Annotated in this window: 26 protein-coding genes; 7 read left to right on the forward strand and 19 right to left on the reverse strand. The window is 28.9% G+C overall.

Annotation, left to right across the window (positions count from 1 at the left end; translation table 11 throughout):
* Positions 1-136 precede the first annotated feature (136 nt).
* Positions 137-1,207 (reverse strand): DNA/RNA non-specific endonuclease, encoded by a 1,071-nt coding sequence (locus tag HF850_RS09480; RefSeq protein WP_169105194.1) that lies wholly within the window; start codon positions 1,205-1,207, stop codon positions 137-139.
* Positions 1,185-1,616 (reverse strand): ribonuclease Z, encoded by a 432-nt coding sequence (locus HF850_RS09485; RefSeq protein ID WP_169105195.1) that lies wholly within the window; start codon positions 1,614-1,616, stop codon positions 1,185-1,187. The genes HF850_RS09480 and HF850_RS09485 overlap by 23 nt, the downstream gene beginning before the upstream one ends.
* 547 nt (positions 1,617-2,163) lie before the next feature.
* On the opposite strand from HF850_RS09485, the gene HF850_RS09490 reads away from it, so the two are divergent.
* Together HF850_RS09490 and HF850_RS09495 are read left to right on the forward strand one after the other, a co-directional pair.
* Complete coding sequence (locus HF850_RS09490; protein ID WP_169105196.1) at positions 2,164-2,499, forward strand: multicopper oxidase domain-containing protein; 336 nt, start codon at positions 2,164-2,166, stop codon at positions 2,497-2,499.
* A 55-nt stretch (positions 2,500-2,554) separates the two neighbouring features.
* Positions 2,555-3,961, forward strand: a complete 1,407-nt coding sequence (locus HF850_RS09495; RefSeq protein WP_169105197.1) for an MATE family efflux transporter — start codon at positions 2,555-2,557, stop codon at positions 3,959-3,961.
* 270 nt (positions 3,962-4,231) lie between these two features.
* On the opposite strand, the gene nudC is transcribed toward HF850_RS09495, so the two are convergent.
* Entirely contained in the window at positions 4,232-5,080 is an 849-nt protein-coding gene (gene nudC / locus HF850_RS09500; RefSeq protein WP_169105198.1) for an NAD(+) diphosphatase, read from the reverse strand.
* Positions 5,081-5,464: 384 nt separating this feature from the next.
* Between nudC and HF850_RS09505 the strand changes: the two genes are divergently transcribed.
* The 5 genes from HF850_RS09505 to HF850_RS09525 all read left to right on the forward strand — a co-directional run bounded on the left by HF850_RS09505 (position 5,465) and on the right by HF850_RS09525 (position 8,332).
* Positions 5,465-6,382 (forward strand): IS1 family transposase, encoded by a 918-nt coding sequence (locus HF850_RS09505; protein WP_169105199.1) that lies wholly within the window; start codon positions 5,465-5,467, stop codon positions 6,380-6,382.
* 463 nt (positions 6,383-6,845) lie between these two features.
* Positions 6,846-7,436 (forward strand): sigma-70 family RNA polymerase sigma factor, encoded by a 591-nt coding sequence (locus tag HF850_RS09510; RefSeq protein ID WP_169105200.1) that lies wholly within the window; start codon positions 6,846-6,848, stop codon positions 7,434-7,436.
* A gap of 84 nt (positions 7,437-7,520) precedes the next feature.
* On the forward strand, positions 7,521-7,739 hold the full coding sequence (locus HF850_RS09515) for a YvrJ family protein (protein ID WP_169105201.1): 219 nt from the start codon (positions 7,521-7,523) through the stop codon (positions 7,737-7,739).
* Positions 7,740-7,833: 94 nt separating this feature from the next.
* Positions 7,834-8,064 (forward strand): DUF1659 domain-containing protein, encoded by a 231-nt coding sequence (locus HF850_RS09520; protein WP_169105202.1) that lies wholly within the window; start codon positions 7,834-7,836, stop codon positions 8,062-8,064.
* A 49-nt stretch (positions 8,065-8,113) separates the two neighbouring features.
* A complete protein-coding gene (locus tag HF850_RS09525) occupies positions 8,114-8,332 on the forward strand; it encodes a DUF2922 domain-containing protein (RefSeq protein WP_169105203.1) in 219 nt (72 codons plus the stop codon).
* A 71-nt stretch (positions 8,333-8,403) separates the two neighbouring features.
* Here the strand turns inward: HF850_RS09525 and HF850_RS09530 are convergent, their stop codons facing one another.
* The 16 genes from HF850_RS09530 to HF850_RS09605 form a co-directional block, all read right to left on the reverse strand.
* Entirely contained in the window at positions 8,404-8,964 is a 561-nt protein-coding gene (locus HF850_RS09530; protein WP_169105204.1) for a GNAT family N-acetyltransferase, read from the reverse strand.
* A gap of 391 nt (positions 8,965-9,355) precedes the next feature.
* Positions 9,356-10,030: a hypothetical protein gene (locus tag HF850_RS09535; protein WP_169105205.1), complete on the reverse strand. Its 675-nt coding sequence runs from the start codon at positions 10,028-10,030 to the stop codon at positions 9,356-9,358.
* A 177-nt stretch (positions 10,031-10,207) separates the two neighbouring features.
* Positions 10,208-10,720 (reverse strand): CYTH domain-containing protein, encoded by a 513-nt coding sequence (locus HF850_RS09540; protein ID WP_169105206.1) that lies wholly within the window; start codon positions 10,718-10,720, stop codon positions 10,208-10,210.
* Between the two features lie 309 nt (positions 10,721-11,029).
* Entirely contained in the window at positions 11,030-13,288 is a 2,259-nt protein-coding gene (locus HF850_RS09545) for a phage/plasmid primase, P4 family (RefSeq protein WP_169105207.1), read from the reverse strand.
* A gap of 221 nt (positions 13,289-13,509) precedes the next feature.
* Positions 13,510-15,450, reverse strand: a complete 1,941-nt coding sequence (locus HF850_RS09550; RefSeq protein WP_169105208.1) for a DNA polymerase — start codon at positions 15,448-15,450, stop codon at positions 13,510-13,512.
* 168 nt (positions 15,451-15,618) lie between these two features.
* Positions 15,619-16,167 carry a DUF2815 family protein gene (locus HF850_RS09555; protein ID WP_169105209.1) on the reverse strand — a complete coding sequence of 183 codons (549 nt, stop codon included), beginning with the start codon at positions 16,165-16,167 and terminating at the stop codon, positions 15,619-15,621.
* A 73-nt stretch (positions 16,168-16,240) separates the two neighbouring features.
* A complete protein-coding gene (locus HF850_RS09560) occupies positions 16,241-16,576 on the reverse strand; it encodes an rRNA biogenesis protein rrp5 (protein ID WP_169105210.1) in 336 nt (111 codons plus the stop codon).
* Complete coding sequence (locus tag HF850_RS09565; protein ID WP_243159454.1) at positions 16,542-16,769, reverse strand: hypothetical protein; 228 nt, start codon at positions 16,767-16,769, stop codon at positions 16,542-16,544. The genes HF850_RS09560 and HF850_RS09565 overlap by 35 nt, the downstream gene beginning before the upstream one ends.
* 78 nt (positions 16,770-16,847) lie before the next feature.
* The gene (locus HF850_RS09570) at positions 16,848-17,396 is read right to left on the reverse strand and encodes a sigma-70 family RNA polymerase sigma factor (RefSeq protein WP_169105212.1); all 549 of its coding nucleotides are present in this window, start codon (positions 17,394-17,396) and stop codon (positions 16,848-16,850) included.
* A gap of 199 nt (positions 17,397-17,595) precedes the next feature.
* Positions 17,596-17,736, reverse strand: coding sequence for a hypothetical protein (locus HF850_RS09575; protein ID WP_169105213.1), 141 nt, complete (start codon positions 17,734-17,736; stop codon positions 17,596-17,598).
* 188 nt (positions 17,737-17,924) lie between these two features.
* Positions 17,925-18,701, reverse strand: a complete 777-nt coding sequence (locus tag HF850_RS09580; protein ID WP_169105214.1) for an ImmA/IrrE family metallo-endopeptidase — start codon at positions 18,699-18,701, stop codon at positions 17,925-17,927.
* A 9-nt stretch (positions 18,702-18,710) separates the two neighbouring features.
* On the reverse strand, positions 18,711-19,088 hold the full coding sequence (locus HF850_RS09585; RefSeq protein WP_169105215.1) for a helix-turn-helix transcriptional regulator: 378 nt from the start codon (positions 19,086-19,088) through the stop codon (positions 18,711-18,713).
* A gap of 1,005 nt (positions 19,089-20,093) precedes the next feature.
* Positions 20,094-20,546 carry a hypothetical protein gene (locus tag HF850_RS09590; RefSeq protein ID WP_169105216.1) on the reverse strand — a complete coding sequence of 151 codons (453 nt, stop codon included), beginning with the start codon at positions 20,544-20,546 and terminating at the stop codon, positions 20,094-20,096.
* A gap of 209 nt (positions 20,547-20,755) precedes the next feature.
* Positions 20,756-23,515 carry a DEAD/DEAH box helicase family protein gene (locus tag HF850_RS16155; RefSeq protein ID WP_169105217.1) on the reverse strand — a complete coding sequence of 920 codons (2,760 nt, stop codon included), beginning with the start codon at positions 23,513-23,515 and terminating at the stop codon, positions 20,756-20,758.
* A 48-nt stretch (positions 23,516-23,563) separates the two neighbouring features.
* Positions 23,564-24,040, reverse strand: coding sequence for an ImmA/IrrE family metallo-endopeptidase (locus tag HF850_RS09600; protein WP_169105218.1), 477 nt, complete (start codon positions 24,038-24,040; stop codon positions 23,564-23,566).
* Position 24,041: 1 nt separating this feature from the next.
* A complete protein-coding gene (locus tag HF850_RS09605) occupies positions 24,042-24,365 on the reverse strand; it encodes a helix-turn-helix transcriptional regulator (protein WP_169105219.1) in 324 nt (107 codons plus the stop codon).
* Between the last annotated feature and the right edge of the window lie 101 nt (positions 24,366-24,466).

Below are 24,466 nucleotides of genomic sequence, written 5' to 3' on the forward strand. Positions count from 1 at the left end.
TACCACGTTATGGATAAATATTCATTGCATCTACCACTTATCACGAGCTTTCTTAAGAATTCTCTTAATATGTATATAAATTTGTACTTATAATTATTTAAATCAAAAACGATACTTGTACTGCTCTTTAATCTAGCTAAGGGTTGCACTTTTTACAAGGCACATAACCGTCTGATATTAATTGATCTCTAGAACCAGTGTAATCTTCCCTGTTTTCTGAACTCATTCTTTTAGCATCAGCACAAGATGGTTTATGAAATTTATGTGTATCTGTGTTTAAAACATAAGTTTGTTTATTACTAGATTGATTTGAACTAGCAGATGTTTGTTTATCATTTGATGATGTATTCTTATTGCTGCTAGAACTATTATTCTTGCTGTTGCCAGAGTTGTTGTTATTAGTAGAATTATTGTTTTTGCTGCTATTACTACTACTGCTAGAATTAGAAGTTCCACTTTGTCCAGTTGCTGTTAAATGACTATCTCCATTAGCATAATTTATAGTTATACCTGGCTGATTATTGTATGCATATACATTGAAGCAAATTCCTTTTCCTTTATCTTCAACTGATTTTGCTTCCATCTGAACACCAGACGCCACTAAATTATCCCCTTCAAATACAGGAGTAACTCTATATAATACATGGTTACCTGTTTCTTTTATATAGTCAGCTACCATATTTTCAAAAGGCAGCATTCCATCAACATTCATATAACGAGTTCCTGTTATTAAATTTTTTTCATTAGCATTTTCTGCTGTAAGCTGGTAACCAATAAGATGGCATCTATTATAAAGTGATTTCCCATCTACATTATCATACTTAACAGAATGCCATCCAGATGGTTTAACAGATGAAATATCTCCTCTTTTTTCAGTAGGCATTAAATCTTTTCCTATATTAGCATAAGCGACACCACATCTTCCTAAACTATCAAGGTCACTATATTTTTCAAAAGATTTAGTAGTGTAATCGCTATCTGTAAAATATGGTTCGTTGTTATTTATTGTAACATATGCTTTATCTGAAAAAGCAGGTATACTCGCTAAATCAAGCTTCTCAGTACTACTAACTCCCTTTGTAGTTTCAACCTGAGGTTTTGTACTATTACCTGTATTACTTTGTGGCTGGCTACATCCTACTAAAGAAACTAAGCACAGGGCTGGAATTAATAATTTTAATTTTTTATACAATTGTGATTTTATCATTTGTGTAAATCTCCTCCGTTATAATGTCATGTGAAAAACCTTCAAATTCACTTGTACAATCTAGCTTCCATCCATCATCAACATTTATATCAAATTTGAAATCTGATGGATAATTTCGATTCCATTTATATAAAACAAGCTTCTCTATATTGCCAATATAAGAAGACAGAGAAACATTCTCCACAAAGCAATAATCTTTCTCTGAAGCTTTATTTAAAAAATCTTCATCTACAACAATATTATCAATATCAGTTTCCTCAGAAAATTGCTCATAAGAATATGCATTCATATATAATGTAGAATCCTTTGTTAAGTTTAATATGTGTTTTCTTAAATTACGATCCTGACTTTGCCTTCTGTTGTTAAACATCATTCCATTATTATTATCAAGACAAACTATAGCAATCATATTTACTCTCCTCCTCAAAATTACTAATTAATTATATCAGATTATCTATACTAAATATTACTCTCTCTTTAGAAATTTTACTTGTAATATTTGTACATTCCTCAAAACCTTGACATAACTGGAGTTTAACATTTTAGCTCTATAATATGTACCTGATTCATATATATAAAAAGTTGCTTATAACGCTGTTTTAAATAAATGTTGTTTTATATATTTCGTATAACTATGGCTAATGCTTTAACTTTTTTATAATATTTTATTATTCACATACATAAAAATTCTTCTATAGTTCTCATAACAACATTTTTTTAAAACAGATGTTAAAGCCTTTAAATCATACATATTAATACAGTATTATTTATTCTCTTAACAGCTCCATCATGAGTATAAAAATTTTATTAAGTTCATTTTACCTTCAATTACTTTCCCATTCCAAGCTAATACAATTGTAGTAAACGGAAAAGTATGACCTTATTTAAATGAAGCTGATGCAAAAGTTGAAAGATTTCTCCCATTAACACCTTCTACTGATCATTTTGGAAGACCTATGCCACTTCTTACTAATAAAATGTGGTCTGATCCTGTTACAGAAAAACCTGAACTTGATACAATAGAAGTATGGAATTTAATTAACCTTTTCGCAGCACCAAATATTGATCACCCTATTCATGTTCATCTCATCCAATTTAAAGTTCTCAGCAGAACTCCTTTTGATGTAAACGAATATTTAAGAACTGGTGAAATAGTTTATACTGGTGAACCTGAACCACCTAGGGAATATGAGAGAGGATTTAAGGACACTGTAAATGCTGAACCTGGAAAATTAATTTTTTTGAAAATATGGTACTATAATCAAATTTTATATTGCAAACAAACCAAATAATATTATAAGATAATCTATAATAAACTCATAACAAATTACTAAGGAGAATATTTAAATGAAAAACAATAGTATAACTTTACCTATGGATAATGATAAAAAATTTCTAGGTATTTTTACACATGACAAAAGCTTTTATCGTACATTTTTCCCGTTGTTATTAATTATATGTTTACAACAGCTAGCCGCACTCACAGTAAATATGGTTGATAATATTATGCTTGGGCGCTATTCTGAACTTGCACTTTCTGGTGCTACTCTTGTTAATCAGATTCAATTTACTCTTCAACAGATTGCTGCTGGTATTGGCCTTGGAATCGTAGTTCTTGCATCTCAATATTGGGGAAAAAGAAATATAACTCCAATTAAAAAGATTATTTCATTAGGAATTAAGTTTGCTTTTATTGTGGGAATTATATTTTTGTTAATTTCTATTCTTATACCTAATTCAGTTTTAAGCCTCTTTACTAATGACAAATTAGTTATTGCTGAAGGTGTAAGATATTTAAAAGTAATTTGCTGGACATATTTAATATTTTCTATTTCAAATTCGCTTATGTACTCTTTGCAAAGTGTAGAAACTGTATTCATTGGAACAGTTATGTCTATAAGCACAATCTGTATTAATATGTGTTTAAATTACATATTTATATATGGAAACTTTGGTGCACCTGAATTAGGTATTGTAGGTGCTGCTATTGCTACATTAGTTAGTAGAATAATAGAATTAATTATCATATTAGTGTATATTCTTATAGTAGATAAAAAACTTAAAATGAAATTAACAGAATTATTAAAATTAGATTTTACTTATTTAAAGGATTATATCACCGTTGCTACTCCTATTGTTATCAGTGGAATGTTATGGGGTGTAGCTCAAGGTGCTCAAAGTGCTATATTAGGTCATATAAGTGCCACTGCAATTGCTGCTAACAGTATTGCTGTTGTTATTTTTCAAATTTTTGCTGTAATAGGTATGGCCAGCGCTAATGCCTCCTCTGTAGTTATAGGAAAAACTATTGGTGAAAATCAGTTAGATAAAGTAAAATCTTATTCTAAAACTATGCAGTGGATATTTTTATTAATAGGTATTATTTCTGGCTGTTTGCTTTTTCTATCCAAAGATATGGTTATAAATATATATTCTGTATCAGATGAGACAAAAACTATGGCTAGACAATTTTTAACTATTCTTAGTATTACAATAGTTGGCAGCTGCTATCAATATCCAGTAGCAGGTGGAATCATTGCTGGAGGTGGTTCTACAAAATATACTGCATGGGTTGATAACTTGTTTATGTGGCTTTTTACTATACCAGCTGCATTTTTAAGTGCTTTTGTTTTCGACTTTTCACCAGCTATAACATTTTGTTTCCTAAAAGCAGATCAATTGTTGAAATGTATTCCTAACTTTATTACATGTAATCGCTATAGATGGGTACGTACCTTAACACGAGATAATTAAGGACTGAACTTAATCTAATTAAAATATAAAATCTAAAATGCTGTTGAGCCCAAAGAAATTATCTAAACTGAAAACTAAATTTTAAATTAACAAAAAAATGTACCTAACAACAGCGATAGGTACATTTTTTATTTTCAATAAGTGTTTTAATCATTTATTTTTTATACAATATTCTTTAACTATAAGAATAGCTAAAGAACTCTAGCAATTAGATTATACCTCCATTTTTCCACTTTTCTTTATATTTTACGCTTCCATCTTCATTATATTTTATAAGACCTTGCCTTTTTTATTATAAAACTCTAACATCATATCCTGACTTAATGATATAATTGGTTCATCTACAATAGGCATTTCATCATATCTAAACCACTTTGCTTCTCCCAATTCATTTGTATCTAACGTAACCTCATCAGTTCCATCTAAATCAGCAAAAAATCCAGTCATCATTGTTCCTGAGTATGCCCATGGCTGACTTTTATAATATCTTATATTTTTTACTTTTAAGCCTACTTCCTCCATAACTTCACGCTTTACAGTTTCTTCGAAGCTTTCACCAATTTCAGCATATCCAGCAACTAAAGTGAACCTTTTATTACGATCATTTGCATATCTAGTAAGAAGAATTTTATCCTTATTAATAATACCAACCATCATTACTGGAGCTATTGTAGGATATACCTTAGTATTACAGCAAGAACAAGTTAATGCTCTTTCAATTTCATCCTTCTTATTAGGCTTACCACATGTACCACAATATCTATTTGAACTATACCACCTATATAAATGTAAAGCTGTAGCTACAGCAAACCTTACCCAATCTTCCTTTAATTCTCTAAATACACTAACATTTTTAGCTGACAAATTATCTTTTTGCAATAAACTAGCATTGTCTAATAAGAAGAATTTTTTATTATCTATAGTAAATATGTAGGTTAAATTCTCATCTATAATCTCATCAATCTTTTTCAAAGTATTATATACAGGAACTTGAACTTCTCCATTAATTTCTTCTAAATATACCTTGTCTTTATCAAATATAAAAATATAGCTGTCATCCTCAGGTTTATAATTTTTATATGTATTATCAAATTTATGTGGGAAAATATCTTGAATCATGTATATGTACCTCCAAATTTTTATTAATATACTTACCATACGTATATATTAATACATATCAAATACTTTGAATATACTATTTAATTAAATTATATTGAATAAAATTTATATATTATATGAACAAATTTACCAATAATAATTCTTATAAACTTTATTGCTCTTAATAAAAGATGGTTTTACCGTTAAAAGCCTCTCTTCTTTTAGGCTGTAGCTTTCAATATTTTTATACTCAAATACTTTGGAATTTCTTAAATTTTTCACTTTTGAATTTTTTAGTTGTCTCTACTCCTATATATAAAATAATTATTTAAGCTTCTATTTTAAAAAAATGTTGTTTGTATATTATATTTATTTTGTGTCAATGATTCCAATGAGGTGAATCAATTGATAAATAACGATATTAATTTTAAAAACTTAGAAAAACTTATTCCCCAAGTACTAAAAGCTGATTTATACAAAGACAAGAAATTTAAATGCTGTCCTCATTGCAATAGTACTCACTTCATAAAACATGGTAAATATAAGGGAATTCAAAGATACATGTGTAGAGAATGTAAAAGAACTTTTTCAAGTACAACCAACTCTTTATGGTATTATTCAAAAAAAGACCCTACTATTTGGCTTAAATACATAGAATTATTCTTACAAAGAAAAACCTTAAAAGAATGCTCACAAGAATTAACACTTAATATAGCAACCTCTTTTTATTGGAGACATAAAATACTAAATATTTTAAAATCAGCTCATATTTATGGAGTTAATCCAGAGAAATTTGTTGGAAATGCCTCTGCAAATACAGTATACTTTCAAGAAAAAACGCCTAATTCTGTAATCAACTTTAAATTAGATCCTTATCAACAACAAAACTACATCATAGCAGTTGCTGCTAGGGACTCTAAAGATTCAATGTTAATAAAGCCATTAAGTAGATTTCGTTTAAATTTAATTCAATTTAATAAAAAAATAGTTGGTAAATTAGAACCAAAAACATCAATAATATTAAATGGAAAAGAGCGTTTTTATAAGGAAATAAGTAAAGAAGATAACAATATTATTATAAAGAGAAAGCAAATAAAATCTAAAGTTATTGATGAAAAAATTAAATTTATTAAAATAACTTTAAGTGGTTGGTTTTCTGGCTTTCATGGGATAGCTACTAAATATTTAGAAAAATATCTACCTTATTTTTTATTGTATAACCTAGATTATTGCTTTAAATCTATAGATATGTCCTACTCCCTAGTGAAATACTTTGGATTTATAAAAACAAGCGATATAAAAGATTCAGAGCTTATTTTGTAGTATGAATATATCTATGCATTGCTATATTTATTACTATAGTTATTGTATTGTCAGATTATTATATTGACCATTAATGGGGTTGTCTACTATTTTATATCTAACTTATTTTCTCAAATAAATAACAACACTTTTTTAAAACAGAAAATAATACTATTTTACAACATACATATAACCCCTACTCTATAAATCAAAAACTATGGTATTACTTAAGTTTAGTATTTTGAAAACCTATATTTATCTATTTTATAGTTTTCAACTCCATAATTATCTACTAGAGAATAATTTCACTTATTGTATACTTTCTATAACTGCACAATGATATTTGTTTTCTTATTTCCTTTGGAAATTATAAGCAATTTATATTTTTAAAAATACATAAATCCACTGCAATTCTTTTATTATCTCCATATAATTAATTTAGAAGAGTTTTTGTACGCTAAATTTACTAATTATGGAGGTAAAAATGGATTTTTCTTATATTGAAACTTTAGTAAAGAAATCTAAAGATGGTGATTCAGCTTCTAAAGAAGAACTTGCACTTCAATTTAAGCCATTCATTATAAATTTATCAAAAAAGACTTTTATAGATGGATACGATAAACAGGATATTATGAATGAATGTTATAGGATACTTTTTAGATGTGTTGATATATATGATACATCAAGGCATAGATTTGTTGCTTATGCTACTAATGGAATAAAGAACAGTATTTATTATCTTGTTACCCGCAGCATTAAATTCAGTACAATTCATGGACAGAGTTCTCAAATACTTACTGATGAATTTGTAAATAGTATTGTTTCAGATGATATGACTACAGAGGATTTGTTATGTAAAAAGTATGATTTTAAGCCTTTGGAATATGCAATTAAACAGCTTAACAAGAAAGAACAAACTTTAATTAATCATGTTTTCTTTAAAAAGAAGAAACTCAAGGATTATGCCATTTCTAATAACATTTCATATTCTTATGCAACTAAATTTAAAAGACATACTCTTGATAAGCTTCATACACATATTGATAATTACAACCAGTCCAAGCTTTATATATAATTTTATATTTTTTAATTCTTTGTCTTAGTAAAAACTGAAATATATTAACCAAGTCCATATATCTCTTATAAGGAGGTGTTTATTATGGAAGTGAATGAATTCATTAATATGGTTGTGAACAATAGTTTTCCTGTTGCTGTAAGCGCATATCTTTTAATACGCTTGGAAAAACAGCTTAATAATCTTTCAGGAGCAATTAATAAACTTAATACCATAATTTCAGCCAAGCTAGGAGTTCCTATATCACAAGATATTAATTCTGATGAAACTGGTATTAATTCAGACTGTGAAAAACCTGCTTAAAGTTATAAATTAGATAATATTAATTACTATGATGGTGTATATTTTTTAAAATCTCAATATATCTTAATTGAAAACAAATTAAGGAGGTGCTCATATGGCTGTATTAAAATTGCCTACAAGCATAAGTTTATCTATTAAAGTTGAAAATGGTGTTGATTCTAAAGGGAATGTAAAATTCTCAAGTAAGTCTTTCTCAGGTGTTAGAGCAGATGCTGATCCTGCTGATATATTAGAAGTAGGTAATGCTATTTGTGAGGTTCTTGATAAAGAGACTAATGGCTGCTACTTAAGTGAAACCTCATTGCTTGCCACTGAAGAAGCTTAATCATAAGCTTTTTCAAATCTTATTTAATTTCTAAAGGAGGACATGATTCATGGAATATATATTAACTATGACTTTTACAACTTCAACTAATGCAAAATCTACTATGTCAATAAACGGTGTTAAACCTGATTTAACAAAGGATCAGATTTCAGCACTTATGGATACTATCATAGAAAAGAACATCTTTGAAAGTAAGTCTGGAACATTCATAGGAAAATCTGGTGCTAATATTACTGAAAGAAAAATCACAAAATATGATTTAGCATAATAAAAATTAGGCATACTTTAAACAGCCACTTGCTATAATAAGCAGGTGGCTGTTTACTATTGATAGAAATTTTAATTGTATGCTATTGATTTCATTAAAACATATCGTCTTAGCCCACCATACTTTTCTTTTTCTATTTTAACTTCATATCCAAGCTTTAAAAAAGTTTTCAAACTTGCTTTATTATCAGGATGTACAGTGGCACATAAAATAGAAAATTTGTTTCTGTCGATTAATTCTTCAATTGCTGCTATTAAATGTTTTTGTAGAGAATTACCTCTATAATTTGGATGTACTATAGTCGACTCTATATGACCTACTAATGGCAATAAATCTTTTTCTAAATTTATATCTAATCCATAATTGTCAAGTAAAGTAGGTTTTATAAACATTCCATAAGCTATTAATTCATTACTTTCATTAAAGCACCCTAAACATATATTTTCTTTATTATTAAGAATTCCTCTAAATTCACTATTCTCTGTTTTAAAAAAATATTCTTTATTTTCTAATGTATTAACAACCTCTTCTTGAAGGTTTATTACCTGATTCAAATTTTCTTCTTTTAATGTAGATATAGTACAAGTAACAATTTCTTGCTGTAAATTTTTAATTTTTAGTATTCTGGTCATATTCTTCCCCCTAATTACGCAGTATTGGCATAAAATCCACTATAATTATATACCAAATATTATATGATTTATATATAATCAAAATATAGCATTATCCAAATTAATTTGTCTTATCCTCTATTTTTTACACTTTGTATTAAGATGATAAAAGGATAATAGTTTCTCATTCATTTAATAATAGTATTTTACAAATATTATACATATAAACCTATATTTTTACAATAAAACTTGTAATTATAATACTCCCCAAATAAAATCATTACTTTAATTCAATATTTATATTACATACACTTTATATATTACAACTCATTAATTTAAGCAAAAAACAAAGCTACACATATGATATAAATTACAATCATATATATAGCTTTGTTAAATTTATTAGTAATCTCTATATGTTTAATGATGATTTTAAAACACTTTCTAACTCTGTCTTTTCAGTATAAAAGTTTTCCTCATCACTAATCATAGTAAAGGCATATACCGTGTTATCTTTAAATATAAATATTAGATTAAATTTCGAGATTTCATCACCATTAAATTCTGAATACTCATAGCAATAAGCATTATGGCCATTAAATGTTTTCATTTTTTCCTTGAAATCACGTTTATTCTTTAATGTTGATTGAATATCTGAAATAATGCTACGTTCCTTTTTCCCAAGAGTATCTCTTTTATCATACATTAATAGAGTTGCATAATTCATTTTATAAAGATTACTATTTAAAACACTCCAACCATCTGGAACAGTTATAGGCATAGATTTTTTAATAGAATCTGCATTAGAAAATGGATCTGCTACACCTGTCCCACCAATCATAGCTCCATTACTACCTAAGTAAAAACCATCTATATACTTATTGCTAACCATATAACCATTATCATCAAAAAAATACCAGTCTTGACCTATATTTTGCCATCCAGTAGCAAAAGTATCTCCAGTATTATACTTCCAACCTATAGGCTCTTCTTTCCATTCAGCATTTGCCTTAAAAGAACCTAATGTCAACATAGATGTTATTGCCAATGCACTTGCAAGTATCTTTGTACCCTTAAATTTTATCATTTTATCCCTCCCTAAATGCATGGTTTAAATATCAATGTATATGTATATGATTTTAAATATACATCAATTTTAATTTTATAGCAAAACATTATATGGGTTTGATTGATATAATATCCATATAATCAGATGATTACTCCTTAAAAACAAGCGTAATTAAAATCTAAGTATTACAAACTATTATAGTCTTGTCCTCTTCCAATAATTCTTCATTTTATAACTATAGTCTTCTGTTACATCTTCACCAAACCAATCAGGAGGGTTAAATGCTTTAGCTTCCTCTTCTGTATCAAATTCAATTTCACCATAGCAAAATTCATTAGGCGTATCAGCATCAACAACTCCAACAGTAAGGCGATAAATTTTGTTATTATCACAAACTATAGGAATAGCATAATAATGCTTACTTATCATCATATCCTCAGTAATATTACCTACTTCCTGCAATTCTTTATACTCTTGTTCAGTTATGTCCTTTTGAATTTCATGTCTAGTAAGAGTACCATTTCCCTTTATACAAAGTGCATAAGTTTCTTTTGAATTTTCCATAGTAACTAAATTCTTAACTATCCTTTTTCTTATTCTCACCTCTGGCTCTATGGAAATATACCCTTGCTTATAATCTGTTATAGTCTTAGATAATTCTGTTGGAACATCATCAATATTAAATAACCATTTTCTTTCTATCTCCATTTTTTAATTCACCTTTCTCTATGTTGTATAATATATAATTTCGATGGAATTTGATGAGTTCCTCTTTTGAGTTTTCTTTTATCTTATCCATATCTTTTTCCCTCCATAATTCTGATAATCATGAGGACTGTATTTCATCAAGTATTCCTCCAATTCCCATATGTTCTATATGTTTTTCTAGCATTCTCCTACCTCATCCATCAGTGATATTTTAAAGGTGTGTAGGTCTATGTAGGCTATTTCTATAACTTTATATATATACTTGTTTTTATTCCTATATAAAAAGTTATATATATAACTTACATAGACTTACATTATTTCTTCTAAAAAATCGCTTTTTATCCTTAATCCCTTTATATAACTGCCTTTTGAGTTTCTGTATCTCTTAAAGCCAGCAGATTCCAAAGCAGTATAGAAGTCTGCTGTACTACGAGTAAATTCACCTATTTGACTACAAAACATACGATACTCGTTATAAACTTCACCTGATTTTCCAGAATAAGATTCATTCACTTCACAGCGTTCTAAAAGAAAATGTGACAGCCAATCATTATTCTCTTTATAATGCTCAATTGCATCACGTACCTTCTTAGGAAGATTAATTTTATATTCCTCATTAATTACCATTCTTGCACCTTCAATAACCCATGATAAAATAGATCCTCCTGCTCTTTCATATAGATAATCTGCGTAATTTTTAATATCTGAACTACCTTCAATCTTTGCATCAAATGGAATAACAATCAGCCTTCGCCATGTACCTTTATCAATAGCTCCAACCTTTGGAAGGTGGTTTGTATAAAGCACCAGTGTATGAGTTGGAATATAGCTGAATGGATCTTTATACTTTTTTTCTGCATATATTTCATCTGTTGAACAAAGCTGTTTTACATTTGCTGTATTTAATCTCATTCCCTCTTCTAGCTCTGATGCAATAAGCATTCTTTTACCCTTTGCCTCAGCAAGCTCTGGTTTCACATTTCTACGACATCCAACTGTAAGCATATCTGCTGATATATTACCACTATAAGTTCCAAGTACTCTTGATATAACATTCCAAAAGGTAGACTTGCCATTTCTTCCTTCACCATAAGCTATAATTAATGCTTCCACATACACTTTACCTATGGCAGACAGCCCAACCATTCTCTGTACATACCCTATAAGTTCTTCATCCTTTAAGAAAAATGTATCAAGTGCAGCTTTCCATATATCTTCTCCTTGAAGATTAGGATCAACTGATGTCTGCTTTGTTATAAAATCCTTAGGATTATGTTCCATTGGATAATTGGTTCCTCTTCTAAGGTCATAAGTAAAGGATGGTGTATTTAATAAAAATTCATCATAATCAAGATTTTTCAGTTCCACTTGAAGCATTGGTCTTGCTTCCTTTAATGCTGCTGATATATATTTTGAATCTCTGCGTTTAATAGCATATTTTCTATATTCCAATGCTGACTGGTACTGCTCAAAAACATGAGACTGCTCTTTATTAAACATACGCACTGCTTTTTTAGGTCCAACTGATGCTAGTATTTCCATACCACCATTGTTTGTAAATTCTTTCATAGCTTTTTCTATCTGGATTTCTGCTTCTTCAAGTTGACGCTCTGTTAAATCTTGTGATAATCCTTGAGCTTTTGGCATTGATTCTTCCCAATAGCTGTTGTTGTATACCAAATAATCTGTTGATGGAGAATAACGAAGCATTTCTTCATACTCCCTTGCAAGGACCACAGCTTGACCTACATCTGAAAAATCATCAGGTTTTAATTTATAATCAATATTATATTTTTCAGGAGCAATATACCCTTCCTCAGCAGATATCCTTTTTCCAAATTTAACTGCACTATTCCATATAACCTTCAGCTCTTTATCTTCCAAAGGAGGATTACACTTTTCAGCCTGTTTTAAAAATAAACAATAAGATTCTTCAGTATTTCCATAACGCTTCACAAGCTTCCCTGCAATATGGCTCATGGTACTATTACGTTTTCCCTCTGGAACCATATCCAAAGCATTATCCCAATTTGTAAAAGCAACTTCATCTAAATAATCTGTTATAAGCTTATCTCCATCATATATTTCAACCTCTGGATTATCTGTTCCAAAAAGTAGTCTTGCACTATCTACTGCATTTGTATCAAAATAAGGAAATGTTTTTGCAATCCTTTGTTTTAAATCTGCATATTCTTTAGGATCTTTTATAACTGAAGATATGAAATAAACATGAAATCTTGGTCGTGGAGATTTATTACCTTTCTTTTTCATATGATTTCTGCTATAAACAACAACAAATGGTACATCTTCAAATGCAAAAGCCACATCAACAGAAGTAACCCAGTCCTTTGGATTATCTGAGTGGTCATTATCACAGTCCAGTGGAATGTTATCTGCTTCAATAAAATTTGCTATACCTCTATAATTGTTCTTATACTGTGCTGTAACATGGTCAAACTTAACAGCCTTTATCATAGATTCTTTATCAGTAATTATCCTTTTATTGGGATATAAACAGTTTTTAAGACTACCTTTACAATTAGCTGTATATAAAGTAAATTTAATCATTTTGTAACCTCCTGAAAGTCATTGTCAAACTATATAATTTTCTATTTAAGCTTTTTAGCAACATATATTTCACCTCATACTTTATTAATCCTAATGCTTTGTTAATAGTGCAATTCCGTCCATAATCAATCCTCCTTATAATTAACTTAGAAATTTCATTTCTTAAATTACAGGCAAAAAAATAAGGAGTTTATTAACCCCTTTTAAAAAAAAATTTATATTTAATCTTTTTTATAAAATTCACATTCATATCCATCTGCACGAAGTAATAAGCCCTGTGCCCAAGGTGGTGTTTTTCCCATGAGTTCACATACTTTCTTTAGCTGAATATCTTTGTCAGCTTCAATAATAAATTCATCATGAACATGAGCTACTATTTTATATTCATATAATGTATTCATGGCATAGCATAAAATATCCCTTGCAATTCCCTGAACAATATTTTCAACGAATTTAGGTCCATAGCTTTCTAATCCCTCCCATTTCTTTGTACTTCCAATGCCTTCATAAGTAACAGATTCTCCTCCAAACATATTAACTCCTATACTTGGTTTTACATATGCAAGCCTTCTACCTGAAGGAAGGGTAATAAATAAAAATCCACTTTTATAGCTAAATTTAATTCCATGTGTTTCTGTGCTTATTCTCTTTTTTATACACTCTTTTACTGCATTATCAACTGCCCACCATAAATTAACTATATTAGGATTAGAATTTCTCCATGCTATAACTAAAGGCTGTAATTCTTCTTCCTTTAATCCCATGTTTAATGCTCCCATTGCTTTTAATGCTCCAACAGATCCACCATAACCTAAAGCCAGTTCTGATATTTTTCCCTTTTGACGCAAATGACCATTTTCACCGTTCTTTACAACATTAACCTTAAACATCTGACTTGCTGATGCACAGTAAATATCTCCTCCATCTTTAAAGACTTTCATTCGCCATTTCTCTTTTGCAATCCATGCTATAATTCTTGCCTCAATTGCTGAAAAATCAGCTACAATGAATTTCTTATTATTATGAGGAATAAAAGCAGTACGAATTAATTCTGATAAAGTATCTGGTATAGAATCATATAAAAGAGTTAGTGCATCATAATTTCCACTACGTACTAATTTTCTTGCTTCTGCTAAATCTGACATATGGTTTTGAGGTAGATTTTGTAGTTGAATTAATCTTCCTGAAAATCTTCCACTTCTATTTGCACCATAAAACTGAAACATTCCCCTTGCCCTAGAATCTTTGCATACTGCATTTTTCATTGCTGTATACTTCTTCACTGATGATTTTGCAAGCTGCTGTCTAAGTTCCAGAACCTCTTTTAATTCCTTTGGAGCTATTTTTATTAACTCTTCTATAGCTTTTTTTCCTAAAGTATCTGTTTTTATGCCATTATCTGAAAGCCATTTTTTCATCTGCTGTACAGAGTTTGGATTTTCAAGATTTGTGATTTCTTTTATTAATGATGTAAGCTTATCTTTACTAATGTTATCCATATTAATTGCCTGTCTTACAAACACCATATCAACTTTAATTCCACGATCATTTATTTCCTGGTCAATATGATATTCATTCCAAATTTCTTTTGAAACAGGAAATTTTAATAGTTTTTTTTGTATGGACATTTCTGTTTCTACATCACGTAAATTATAAGATTTAAATGCATTCCACTTCTGCATATTATGGTGTGGTAAATTTCTTATTCGTCCTCCATTGATTTTGGTAGGATTACATGGGACACAGAAATACCGTATTAAACTCTTACCTTCTGTAAGCTTTTGCTTTTCAAGTCCAAGGACAGCTCCAACTCCCTCAAGTGATAGAGGCAGTCCAAGCGTTGCTGACCATATCATTGTGCAATACCAGGATGATGGATTTAGATATACTCCATTTGGATATCCAAGATACTTTGATAAACATATACGTTCAAAGGATGCATTAAAGGCCCATTTCTTTACACTATCATCTGTTAAAGCATTAATAATTTCCTGTGGTATTTTTTCTCCACACCTAATATCAACTACTTTTACCTCTCCTCCATCTACAGAATAACCAAACAATAATATTTCAAAATCATCACTTTCTGCATAGGGATATACCCCTGACTTCTGCAAATTAACAGACGAAAAAGTTTCAATATCTATTGATAACATATTCATTATAAGCACCTTCCTCATTTTTTATAAATTAATAGGGCAACGTAAAAACCGCTGCCCTATTAGTTTCAGAACAATCATTATATTACGTAATATCTTATCATTTTTCATATAACATAAAATAGCTTACATAACCTTCATAATCACTATATTACGTAATATCTTATCTATTTATGATAAGAAATCATCATCTTCAACAGCTGTAAAATCATCAGCTGCATTACTTTTTCCACCTAATGGCTCACCATCTTTAATTTTTTGTATATTTCCAAGTCCACAGGCAACACCTTTATTTCCGTTGCTATTAAAAGCATAAAAATTTAAAGATACTCTTGCATAGCATCCACTGTAAACTTCATTTCTATCAAGTATAGGATTTACAGACTTGTCTACAATCTGTGGTGCTGTTGTACTGTTTGCATTTAAAAAGAAATGCCCCTTATATACTTCATCTTCTCTTTCTATATCTCCATCTCTTAATGGAAGTTTAATTTCTGCTTTATTAGGTTTCTCACCTCCAAATTTAGCAATACCTTCTGTTATTGCAGCATCTATAGCTTTATTTATTGTATCAATAGTTTTCTTATCTTCTTTTGGGATAAGTAGTGAAACACTATACTTTTCTGCACCTCCATTAATAGATACAGGTTCCCATCCATGAAAGTAGCTTAGTCTAGTATTTACCCCTGTTATTACCTTGGTAACGTTTTTATTAATCATAATTTATTCCTCCATTATCTTATTAAATTATTTCTTATATTACATTTTCTCTTCTTAACTGAAAATTATATGTTTAATCAATTTTAAGCTTTTCTGCCTCTTTTATAACATCTGCATAATCCTTAGGATTAATTTCACTCAACTTACTTGCACCATATTTTTTAATAATCTCACGCACTTCTGAAATCATTCCAGCTTGGCTCTTTTCAGCAAGAATACCTCTTACATCTTCTAATTTTATTTTCTTTCCTTTAGCTTCTTTATTTACTAAACTGCTGTCATTCTGTTTTATTTCTTTATTAATTTTGATTTTTTCTTTTTCATTTACTGCATTAACAATACATTCTAAGTCCTCTATTAGTAACTTTAAATCGTTAATTATGCTGATTAATAATTTCACTCTGACCATGTGATAATCCCCCTCCTATTTCATGAATTTCTATTGACTCTACACTTTCACCAGGTGTAAGCACTAAAACTTTTGTTTTTTCACCCAATAGAGCTGTAAGTATCCTTTGAGGTATGCTTCTCACTCCACCTTTCAATACTGCTTTCTTTTGTCCATTACCATCAGTAACATTAATACAAACCTTATGTTTCATTTTCATTTCTCCACCTCTTTCTGTAAGGAATATGTCCCTTACATATATCAGTCAAATTTATTTCAGTATTTTTAACCCCTATGATAATTTTTTTTGAAATTCTTTTTTTATATTTTCATGTATTCGTTTCATCCTCTTGCTTATAGCAGCAACACTTACTCCCTCAGCTTTTGCTATTTCTGTACTAGAGTAACCTTCTAAAACAATTTTTTTGTATAAAAGCTGTTGCTTATGAGAAAGTGCATCAACAACATCATGTAATATTTCTAATTCTAAAGATTCTTCTTCATGGATAGAATAATATGCAATTTCAAGAACTTTACTCTTATCCTGTGCAGAACTTTCTTCACCCATAATTGCATCAATTGATATATTCCAATTCCTTGGTGCTTTTTCACCTGGGTGTAGTTGTTCCCATTCTTTAAGTTGTATTTTTTCTTTATCTGTAAGTCTTGGACGGCTATTTTTAATGTTGTTATATACTTCTTTATCATCATAAGAATGTAGTTGTTTAACAATATTTATTTCAGTTGAACTATTCTCATCTGGAATAAATTCAAATTTTCCACTTTCTCCACAATAGATATAAGTATTTCTTTTTTCAATTGGTGTTTTTCTAAATTTCATATTTACATGTGCCCCTTTCTTTTTGGGCCACAAGCAAAACTAGAAATAGAGTGATTTTAGGCATGGCAAACAAACCCTAAACAAAAAATGGCCTAGAGTAAAAACTATTTCTAGTTCTACTCCGGCCATTTGGTATCTCATTTTTTATTTATGGATCACTTGCTCGGTAGTTGAGTTATTATTTTTATGTTTTATATCTTTAATTTTGGTTATTTATATACTGTATTTTTACTATCTTGTGGCATTGAGGACACTTAATCTCCATAACCACACTCCCCTTTGCTTCTATAACATCCATAGCTCTCTTGTTACAGCATGGACACTTTAATTGTACTCCCATTATTTATCCTCCTTTTTATCTGAATATTTTTATCTAAATATATTTTTAATGTACATATAAAATACACCTATAATTACATAAACCTACTTAATATTATATAAGTATATTTTACATGTAAGCTTATTTGCTTACGCTTTAGTATTTTTTATAGCATCCACACTTATAGGATGCTATTATTTAATAATTTTTTAATTATAAGAAAACATTGAATTATTATTCCATTCCGTACTTATTATATTTAAATTACATAAGCGAACTTCTGCTGCTTTTTTAGATACATTAAATATGCCTGAAATACGTTTTATTAGTAATTCATTGTATATATCAATATTTCCCAAACTCATAAAAGTCAAATAATCCTTAAGTTCTTCATCATTACAAACCTTTAACACCATGGTCTTAGGCATTAGAAGTGCTGAAGCAAAATAATTTGCTTGCCACTCCATAGTATCATTATCATTCCATTTATCCACTGGTTTAATATTTCCATCAATTATTGATGATCTGCATTGTATATTTAAAGTATTTCCGAAATCAAACCATGACATTTGAGATAAATCTATAGAATACTTTTTTCTATGAAATATCCAATGTCCAGCTTCATGAAGTACTGTAAACCTATATCTATGTTCTTGTCCATCTTCTAATAAAGAATTATCAATAATCACAGTACCAGCTTTAGCTTTTATATATTTAGCTTTGCTTGTATCTGGATCATATACAATTACTTTATTTGATTCATTAAAAACTATCATTCCAAGATAAATTCCGTTGTTAGTTAAATATTGAAAATCTTGAACCAACCCTAAATATTCAGTTAAAAATCTATCTTCATCTATAGCTTGCGGTGTATCTAATAGCTCTGGATTAAAATCCATAAGAAATTTTTCAGCTATATAATCTATTTCATTTTTATTTAGTATTGGAACATTATTCGCTTTAGTTCTAAATTTAGGATAGTACATGAATGAAGATTACCCCTTTCTATTTTCAAGTTCTTTTACAATCTCATTCCACTCATCTTCTCCAAGATTTAGATCTCTAGCTTTTCTAAGTGCTACTCTCACATTATATGTGTCCATTATATACTCTGGTAAATCAGGTGCTATTGTATTTCTCTTATTTCCAGCCAAATCATACATATAATTGCATTCTTCATCGCTTAAACAAAGTATTTTAGCTATTTCATCTAATTTATCTTTATCTGGAGGATTACGTCTATCTTTTTCAATATCGCTTAAATATGGTGGTGTTATCTTTAGTAACCTAGCCATTTCTCTTAATGTGATTCTCTGTTCTTCTCTTTTCTTTGCAATAAATTCTCCAAAACTTTGTTCAACATTAATATTCATATCTAATCATCCTCTAAACATCTCTTTAAACACTGCATTACAACTCTACACTTCTAACTCTATAACTATACAACCATACACTCTTAATATCTAATATCGTTTATTTTTTCTTTGCTCTCTTAACATTTATTTAATATGTCGCCTATGTTTTCTTAATACTTTCTTTAAATCTGGATAAATTTATTGCTGTTATAAACTCTTCTTACATAAATGCTTGTTTGCTTGTAAGCTAAGTTGCTAATAACATTATATTCCATAAAATATAAAAAATACAGAAATTTCGTTCGACTAATTTCTGTATTTTTCAACTAAACTCACCTTTAATGTAAATTTGAATAATCTGCTTTAAGATATATCTTATAATCACTTAATTTTATGTTATATTTATTTAACATCTTATATAACCTTTTGGGCTTTTCTTTTTAATACTAGATTTGATAACATCACATAAAAATCTTGTTCTTCTTTAGTTTTTGCTTCCTTAAATAATTTCATCATATCATCATACAGTTAATTTTTTGCATTTTAATTAATTCCTTTAATGTTATGGTTCATCCATTGATTTTAAGCCATTTATAAAATAGATAAAATCCATCTAATATAGTTATAATAACACTTTCCAAAAAAAAGTACCAGTCATTTCCCTAAAAATTTAGTCATCAATAAAAAATCTCTGTAAACTCAGTATTTTCAATCAATACAAGAATTATAATTAAATTTGCGGTTGGTATTTTTTCAACTAGATAATTAAGCTTTTTCCATTTTTTCTATTATGCCTAGAACTTCTTCTCCAAAGACATTATCATTCATAAGCTTAACTATACATATAAAATCTTCGCTTTTATCTATCTTGATATATTAAAATTACCAACTTTTTACTCATATATATACTTATATCGACTGGTACTATTTTTCAAATATTAACCCCATCAAAAAACGTTGCCACTTTTGGCAACGTTCATTTATTGAATCAATATATTTAAATAAAAAAAGGTCATTATCACCTCAAATACCCAAATCACAATATAAAATTTCTATAGAGACATTATAATCTCTTCCTCCACCATATTGTTTAATCATTCCCCAACTAAATATTTTTTGTCTTTCAGTATCTTTCAAAAGTTCATGCATTAATTGAGAATTTTTGCCTACCACATCCCATAATTTATTTTGATCATCTTCATGATATGCAGCTGACAGCCCTGCTGTATCTACTGTTATTTCTGTTTTCATCAACTCATCATAACACACTAACATAACACTAACTGCATCATTACCATATTTTGTTCTTATCATTAGCCTAGTACCATCGCCTTCTGATAAATCTTTTTTATTTTCTTCGTTCATCAATTCTACTAAATTTGAATTCTGTAATTCTTGTAATGTCATTCTTGGTTTTATCTTATATTTTTTGTCAATTGTTAATATCCCTGTTTCAATATCTAATTCAATCCCCATTTTCCCCAATTCCCTTTCTTGATATTTTTATTCAATGTTCATAAACCACCACTGTATAATATAAACACTTAAATAAATAATACCAAAGAGCCAACCAAAATTCCATATTTATCCTGATAATAAGCACTCACCCTTTATAAAACAAAAAATAACAACTCTGCAAAGAATCCTTAAAAATCCAACCTTTACTTACTACTATTTATTTTTAATTATTCTTTTATTCTTTCTATATTTTCAATATATCGTTTTTCTTTTTTATTTAATTTATGTGCAAGTTCAAAATATTCTAATGCTTTTTCTCTGTTTTTGAGCCTGTCATAACATACGCCTATCCAATTAATAGCATCATCATCCTCTTCGTTGCATTCAACACATCTTTCAAAATATGATTTTGCTTCAGTATACTTTCTCTTAGAAAAGTATACTCGCCCTAGCCTATATGAAATATTAATTATTCTATCCTTATAAGTTTCATCATCTAATTCTGTTCCGTTATTATAATCTTCATGATTTTCAGTAATATCCAATGCCTTTAATAAATAATACAGTTCCTCATCTTTTTTCTTCATATTATTTTTACATGCAGCAAGGTCATAATATGTATCAAAATCATCAATATAATTGACTGCTTCTTCAAGGCACTTTTCTGCTTCTTTTAAATTATTCTTTTTAATATATGCCCACCCTTTCCAGCTTAGGGCCACTCCATTTTTTTCATCTATTTTGAGAACTTTATTAGCATATACGATTGTCTTAGTATATTTTTCTTCAATTCCACTAATAGCAGCCATAATATTTAAAGTAAAAATATTATCAGGATCTTCAGCTAGTATCTTTTTAGCAAGTTCTTTGCTTTCTTCAATGCTATCTTGAATATAAAATTTACTATTAAGCTGTTCTAATAAATAATTTTCAGGCATCATATCTCCCTTCTGCCTGTTTTCCCATCTTGCAAGAAGCTGAAGATTTTCAGGTACAGTCTTCCCACCTTTAGATAGAGGAATAATATGATCTATCTCAAAATTAATTTTTCTCCTATCTTTATAATCTCCTGTAGCACTTACATAATATCCATTTTCATCTTTATATTTTTCAAATATCATATTTTTTAACTTTCTCCAGTAGACAGGATCAATTTCTTTAATCTGAGAAAGTGACATCTTTTCAAAATCAAATTCATCCCTTTTTACTTCAGGTTCTTTAATTTCTGATTTATCCACATGAATAAATCTGCTATTATCAATTTTAATCATCTTTGGCTGCACTTCATAAATCTGATAGTATAAAAGAATATCTTTTACGTATGACTCTTCAAAACCAAAGCTCAAATCATACCCACTAAAATATTCATCCATAACATATGGAACTAATTTTTTATAAAGCTCGTCCTCTTTCATATCAAGACTTATATGAAACTCATCATTAAAAATATAAGGAAGAGCTTCGATAAATTCTTCATAAGCATCTTTTAAATGATTAAATACAATTATTTCACAACTTTTTTCAACATCATAATCTTCATTATCAATTGTAAAAACATAAGCCCCAGCAACTTCAAATGTTTCATATTTATCTGTACTTATCTCATTTACTTTAACTTTTTTATCAATATCAGAAGCAAACTGTTCTATAAGTCTTACTTCAATAAGATTCTGTATATATTTCCTTCTATCTTTTGTACCTTCTATGTAGCATCCAAACTCAGGTAAACTCTTAGGGCTTATCCAGCTGATTTTACTTTTCCACTCATCTATAAAGCTTACTATATATGCTTTTTCAGTACCTCCTGCTTTTACACCTCTAAGGCCTCTGCCAACCATTTGATTGAACAGTATTCTTGAAGTTGTAGGTCTTGTAAGAAATATAGTCTGTACATTTGGAATATCTGTACCTTCTGTAAGGATATTAACATTTATAAGTACATCAATTTTTCCTTCCCTGAAATCCTTAATTTTTTTCATATTCTCTTCATTAGAAACTGCTACACGCGTTTTCATATCTATAATGGATGAAACAACATAATCACTTTTTATCTCCTTATTCCTAAACAGTTTATTTAGTACTATTGCTTGGTTGACATTTATAGCAAACACCAATGTTTTTCCATACTTGTCCCTATTATTTATGTACTCATTAACTATATAATTATTTCTTGCTGCACTTTCAGTAATTTCCTTAACAATCTTTTCTGGCAGAATATCAGCATTTTTAATTCCATTAAGCTCCTTAGACGTCAGTGTATCATTAATCTTTAAATTAGTATTTCTATCATAAAATTTAGGCTCTGCTAATATTCCATCTGCAATCAATGTATTTAAATCAACACTATAACAGATATCATCCTTGAACACCATTTTTTTTAGAAGTCCTTTTTCATTATCATTTGTTCTTGTTGGAGTTGCTGTAAGACCTATTATCTTAAGATTATTCTTACAGTATTTTTCTAACAAGCTTATTATATTTCTATAACTTTTAGCGACTGCATGATGTGCTTCATCAATAACTAAGCAGATATTATCCTTATTAGCTTTAACCCATCTTTCAAGATACTCAATTCCTCTATTAAGACTATCCTTTGAAGCAACTATAAAATCATCGTCTTCTCTTATATTAACAGGCTTATCATGCATTCCAGATATTATTCTATATCTATACTCATCTCTATCTTTTATGATATTTTTATATGATGTTCTAATTGCTGTCTGTATTGTCTGATTTAATAATTCATGCCTGTGAGCAAGCCACAATACTTTACAGCCTTTATTTATAACTCTGCTTAGTAAATAATATACAGCCGTATATGTCTTGCCTCCCCCTGTTGGTATGACAAGCAATCCTTTATATACTGGATAATTGTCAGTTTTATTTAATGCTTTTATGGCCTCTTCCTGAAATCTATAAAGAGATCTACTACTGTTGCTCTTTTCTACTTTTATTGTTCCCGAAAAACCAATTTTCTTATCTATCACAGTATTTCCACATCCTTTTTTCTTATGTGTAAGAATACATATTCTTTCTTATTTGCATATTTTATTAGTTAAAATCTCAGTTTCAAAAGATATATACCCTTCAACACAATATTTGTTAACTTCTAATTCTAAATATTTAGTTGGCATAAGTAATTCACTGGCAAAATCATCTGCAAATTTCTCAGTATCATTCTTAGTTCTTCCATCTATAGGGCATATTGATACTTCAGATCTATCTTTTATATGATGGCATAGTTCATGTGCAGCTGTAAACCTCTGCCTTGTAATAGGCCTATTTTCATTAATACCTACAATAGCAAAATCATCTGCATCTTCTGGAACAATATAAATACCCTCTAATTCCTCAAAATCCCTGAATTGATAAAGTACATTAAATTTATCTAATATCAAAAATGGATCTATAGGAAAAGAGGGCTTTTTATCATCAAATACTTGTTTTAGAACTTCTCTAGCTAAATCTCTAGCATTTCCAAAAAATTTTTGAAATTTATATTCTTCGAACATTCTACACTCCTTGTTCTTTTATTTTCTTCTTAAACTTAATAAGATTCATTATTTCTCTTCTGTCATAATCAGATAATTCCGAAAAAGTTCTTGCAAACATTTTTGCCTCAGAATCTAAAGTTTTTTGTTCATACATTAGTTCATCTAAAGTAACTCCATATAGTTCTGAAAATTTAACTAATTCATCACTTGTTACTCTCCTTGATCCACTTTCAATAGCTGTAATTGTAGTTCTATTAATGCCTAAAACATTAGCCACATATTCTTGAGATAATTTTAATTCTTTTCTAAGTGCCTTTAATTTTTCGTTCAATTTTATTTTCATAATATCTACCTTCTTTCATTACATGATAGTGTAAAGTTGTTTACACTACGCTTTTTAATTTTTCTTTATATTTCAAGGGTTCCGACCGTTTTTTTGTATAA

This window comes from Clostridium sp. SM-530-WT-3G, assembly GCF_012843905.1.
Classification (GTDB): domain Bacteria; phylum Bacillota; class Clostridia; order Clostridiales; family Clostridiaceae; genus Clostridium.

Bases quoted from the DNA above. Each gene is read 5' to 3' on its own strand.
- HF850_RS09480 (WP_169105194.1), bottom strand. From the start codon at position 1,207: ATGATAAAATCACAATTGTATAAAAAATTAAAATTATTAATTCCAGCC.
- HF850_RS09485 (WP_169105195.1), bottom strand. From the start codon at position 1,616: ATGATTGCTATAGTTTGTCTTGATAATAATAATGGAATGATGTTTAAC.
- HF850_RS09490 (WP_169105196.1), top strand. From the start codon at position 2,164: ATGCCACTTCTTACTAATAAAATGTGGTCTGATCCTGTTACAGAAAAA.
- HF850_RS09495 (WP_169105197.1), top strand. From the start codon at position 2,555: ATGAAAAACAATAGTATAACTTTACCTATGGATAATGATAAAAAATTT.
- nudC (WP_169105198.1), bottom strand. From the start codon at position 5,080: ATGATTCAAGATATTTTCCCACATAAATTTGATAATACATATAAAAAT.
- HF850_RS09510 (WP_169105200.1), top strand. From the start codon at position 6,846: ATGGATTTTTCTTATATTGAAACTTTAGTAAAGAAATCTAAAGATGGT.
- HF850_RS09515 (WP_169105201.1), top strand. From the start codon at position 7,521: ATGGAAGTGAATGAATTCATTAATATGGTTGTGAACAATAGTTTTCCT.
- HF850_RS09520 (WP_169105202.1), top strand. From the start codon at position 7,834: ATGGCTGTATTAAAATTGCCTACAAGCATAAGTTTATCTATTAAAGTT.
- HF850_RS09525 (WP_169105203.1), top strand. From the start codon at position 8,114: ATGGAATATATATTAACTATGACTTTTACAACTTCAACTAATGCAAAA.
- HF850_RS09530 (WP_169105204.1), bottom strand. From the start codon at position 8,964: ATGACCAGAATACTAAAAATTAAAAATTTACAGCAAGAAATTGTTACT.
- HF850_RS09535 (WP_169105205.1), bottom strand. From the start codon at position 10,030: ATGATAAAATTTAAGGGTACAAAGATACTTGCAAGTGCATTGGCAATA.
- HF850_RS09540 (WP_169105206.1), bottom strand. From the start codon at position 10,720: ATGGAGATAGAAAGAAAATGGTTATTTAATATTGATGATGTTCCAACA.
- HF850_RS09545 (WP_169105207.1), bottom strand. From the start codon at position 13,288: ATGATTAAATTTACTTTATATACAGCTAATTGTAAAGGTAGTCTTAAA.
- HF850_RS09550 (WP_169105208.1), bottom strand. From the start codon at position 15,450: ATGAATATGTTATCAATAGATATTGAAACTTTTTCGTCTGTTAATTTG.
- HF850_RS09555 (WP_169105209.1), bottom strand. From the start codon at position 16,167: ATGATTAATAAAAACGTTACCAAGGTAATAACAGGGGTAAATACTAGA.
- HF850_RS09560 (WP_169105210.1), bottom strand. From the start codon at position 16,576: ATGGTCAGAGTGAAATTATTAATCAGCATAATTAACGATTTAAAGTTA.
- HF850_RS09565 (WP_243159454.1), bottom strand. From the start codon at position 16,769: ATGAAACATAAGGTTTGTATTAATGTTACTGATGGTAATGGACAAAAG.
- HF850_RS09570 (WP_169105212.1), bottom strand. From the start codon at position 17,396: ATGAAATTTAGAAAAACACCAATTGAAAAAAGAAATACTTATATCTAT.
- HF850_RS09575 (WP_169105213.1), bottom strand. From the start codon at position 17,736: ATGGGAGTACAATTAAAGTGTCCATGCTGTAACAAGAGAGCTATGGAT.
- HF850_RS09580 (WP_169105214.1), bottom strand. From the start codon at position 18,701: ATGTACTATCCTAAATTTAGAACTAAAGCGAATAATGTTCCAATACTA.
- HF850_RS09585 (WP_169105215.1), bottom strand. From the start codon at position 19,088: ATGAATATTAATGTTGAACAAAGTTTTGGAGAATTTATTGCAAAGAAA.
- HF850_RS09590 (WP_169105216.1), bottom strand. From the start codon at position 20,546: ATGGGGATTGAATTAGATATTGAAACAGGGATATTAACAATTGACAAA.
- HF850_RS09600 (WP_169105218.1), bottom strand. From the start codon at position 24,040: ATGTTCGAAGAATATAAATTTCAAAAATTTTTTGGAAATGCTAGAGAT.
- HF850_RS09605 (WP_169105219.1), bottom strand. From the start codon at position 24,365: ATGAAAATAAAATTGAACGAAAAATTAAAGGCACTTAGAAAAGAATTA.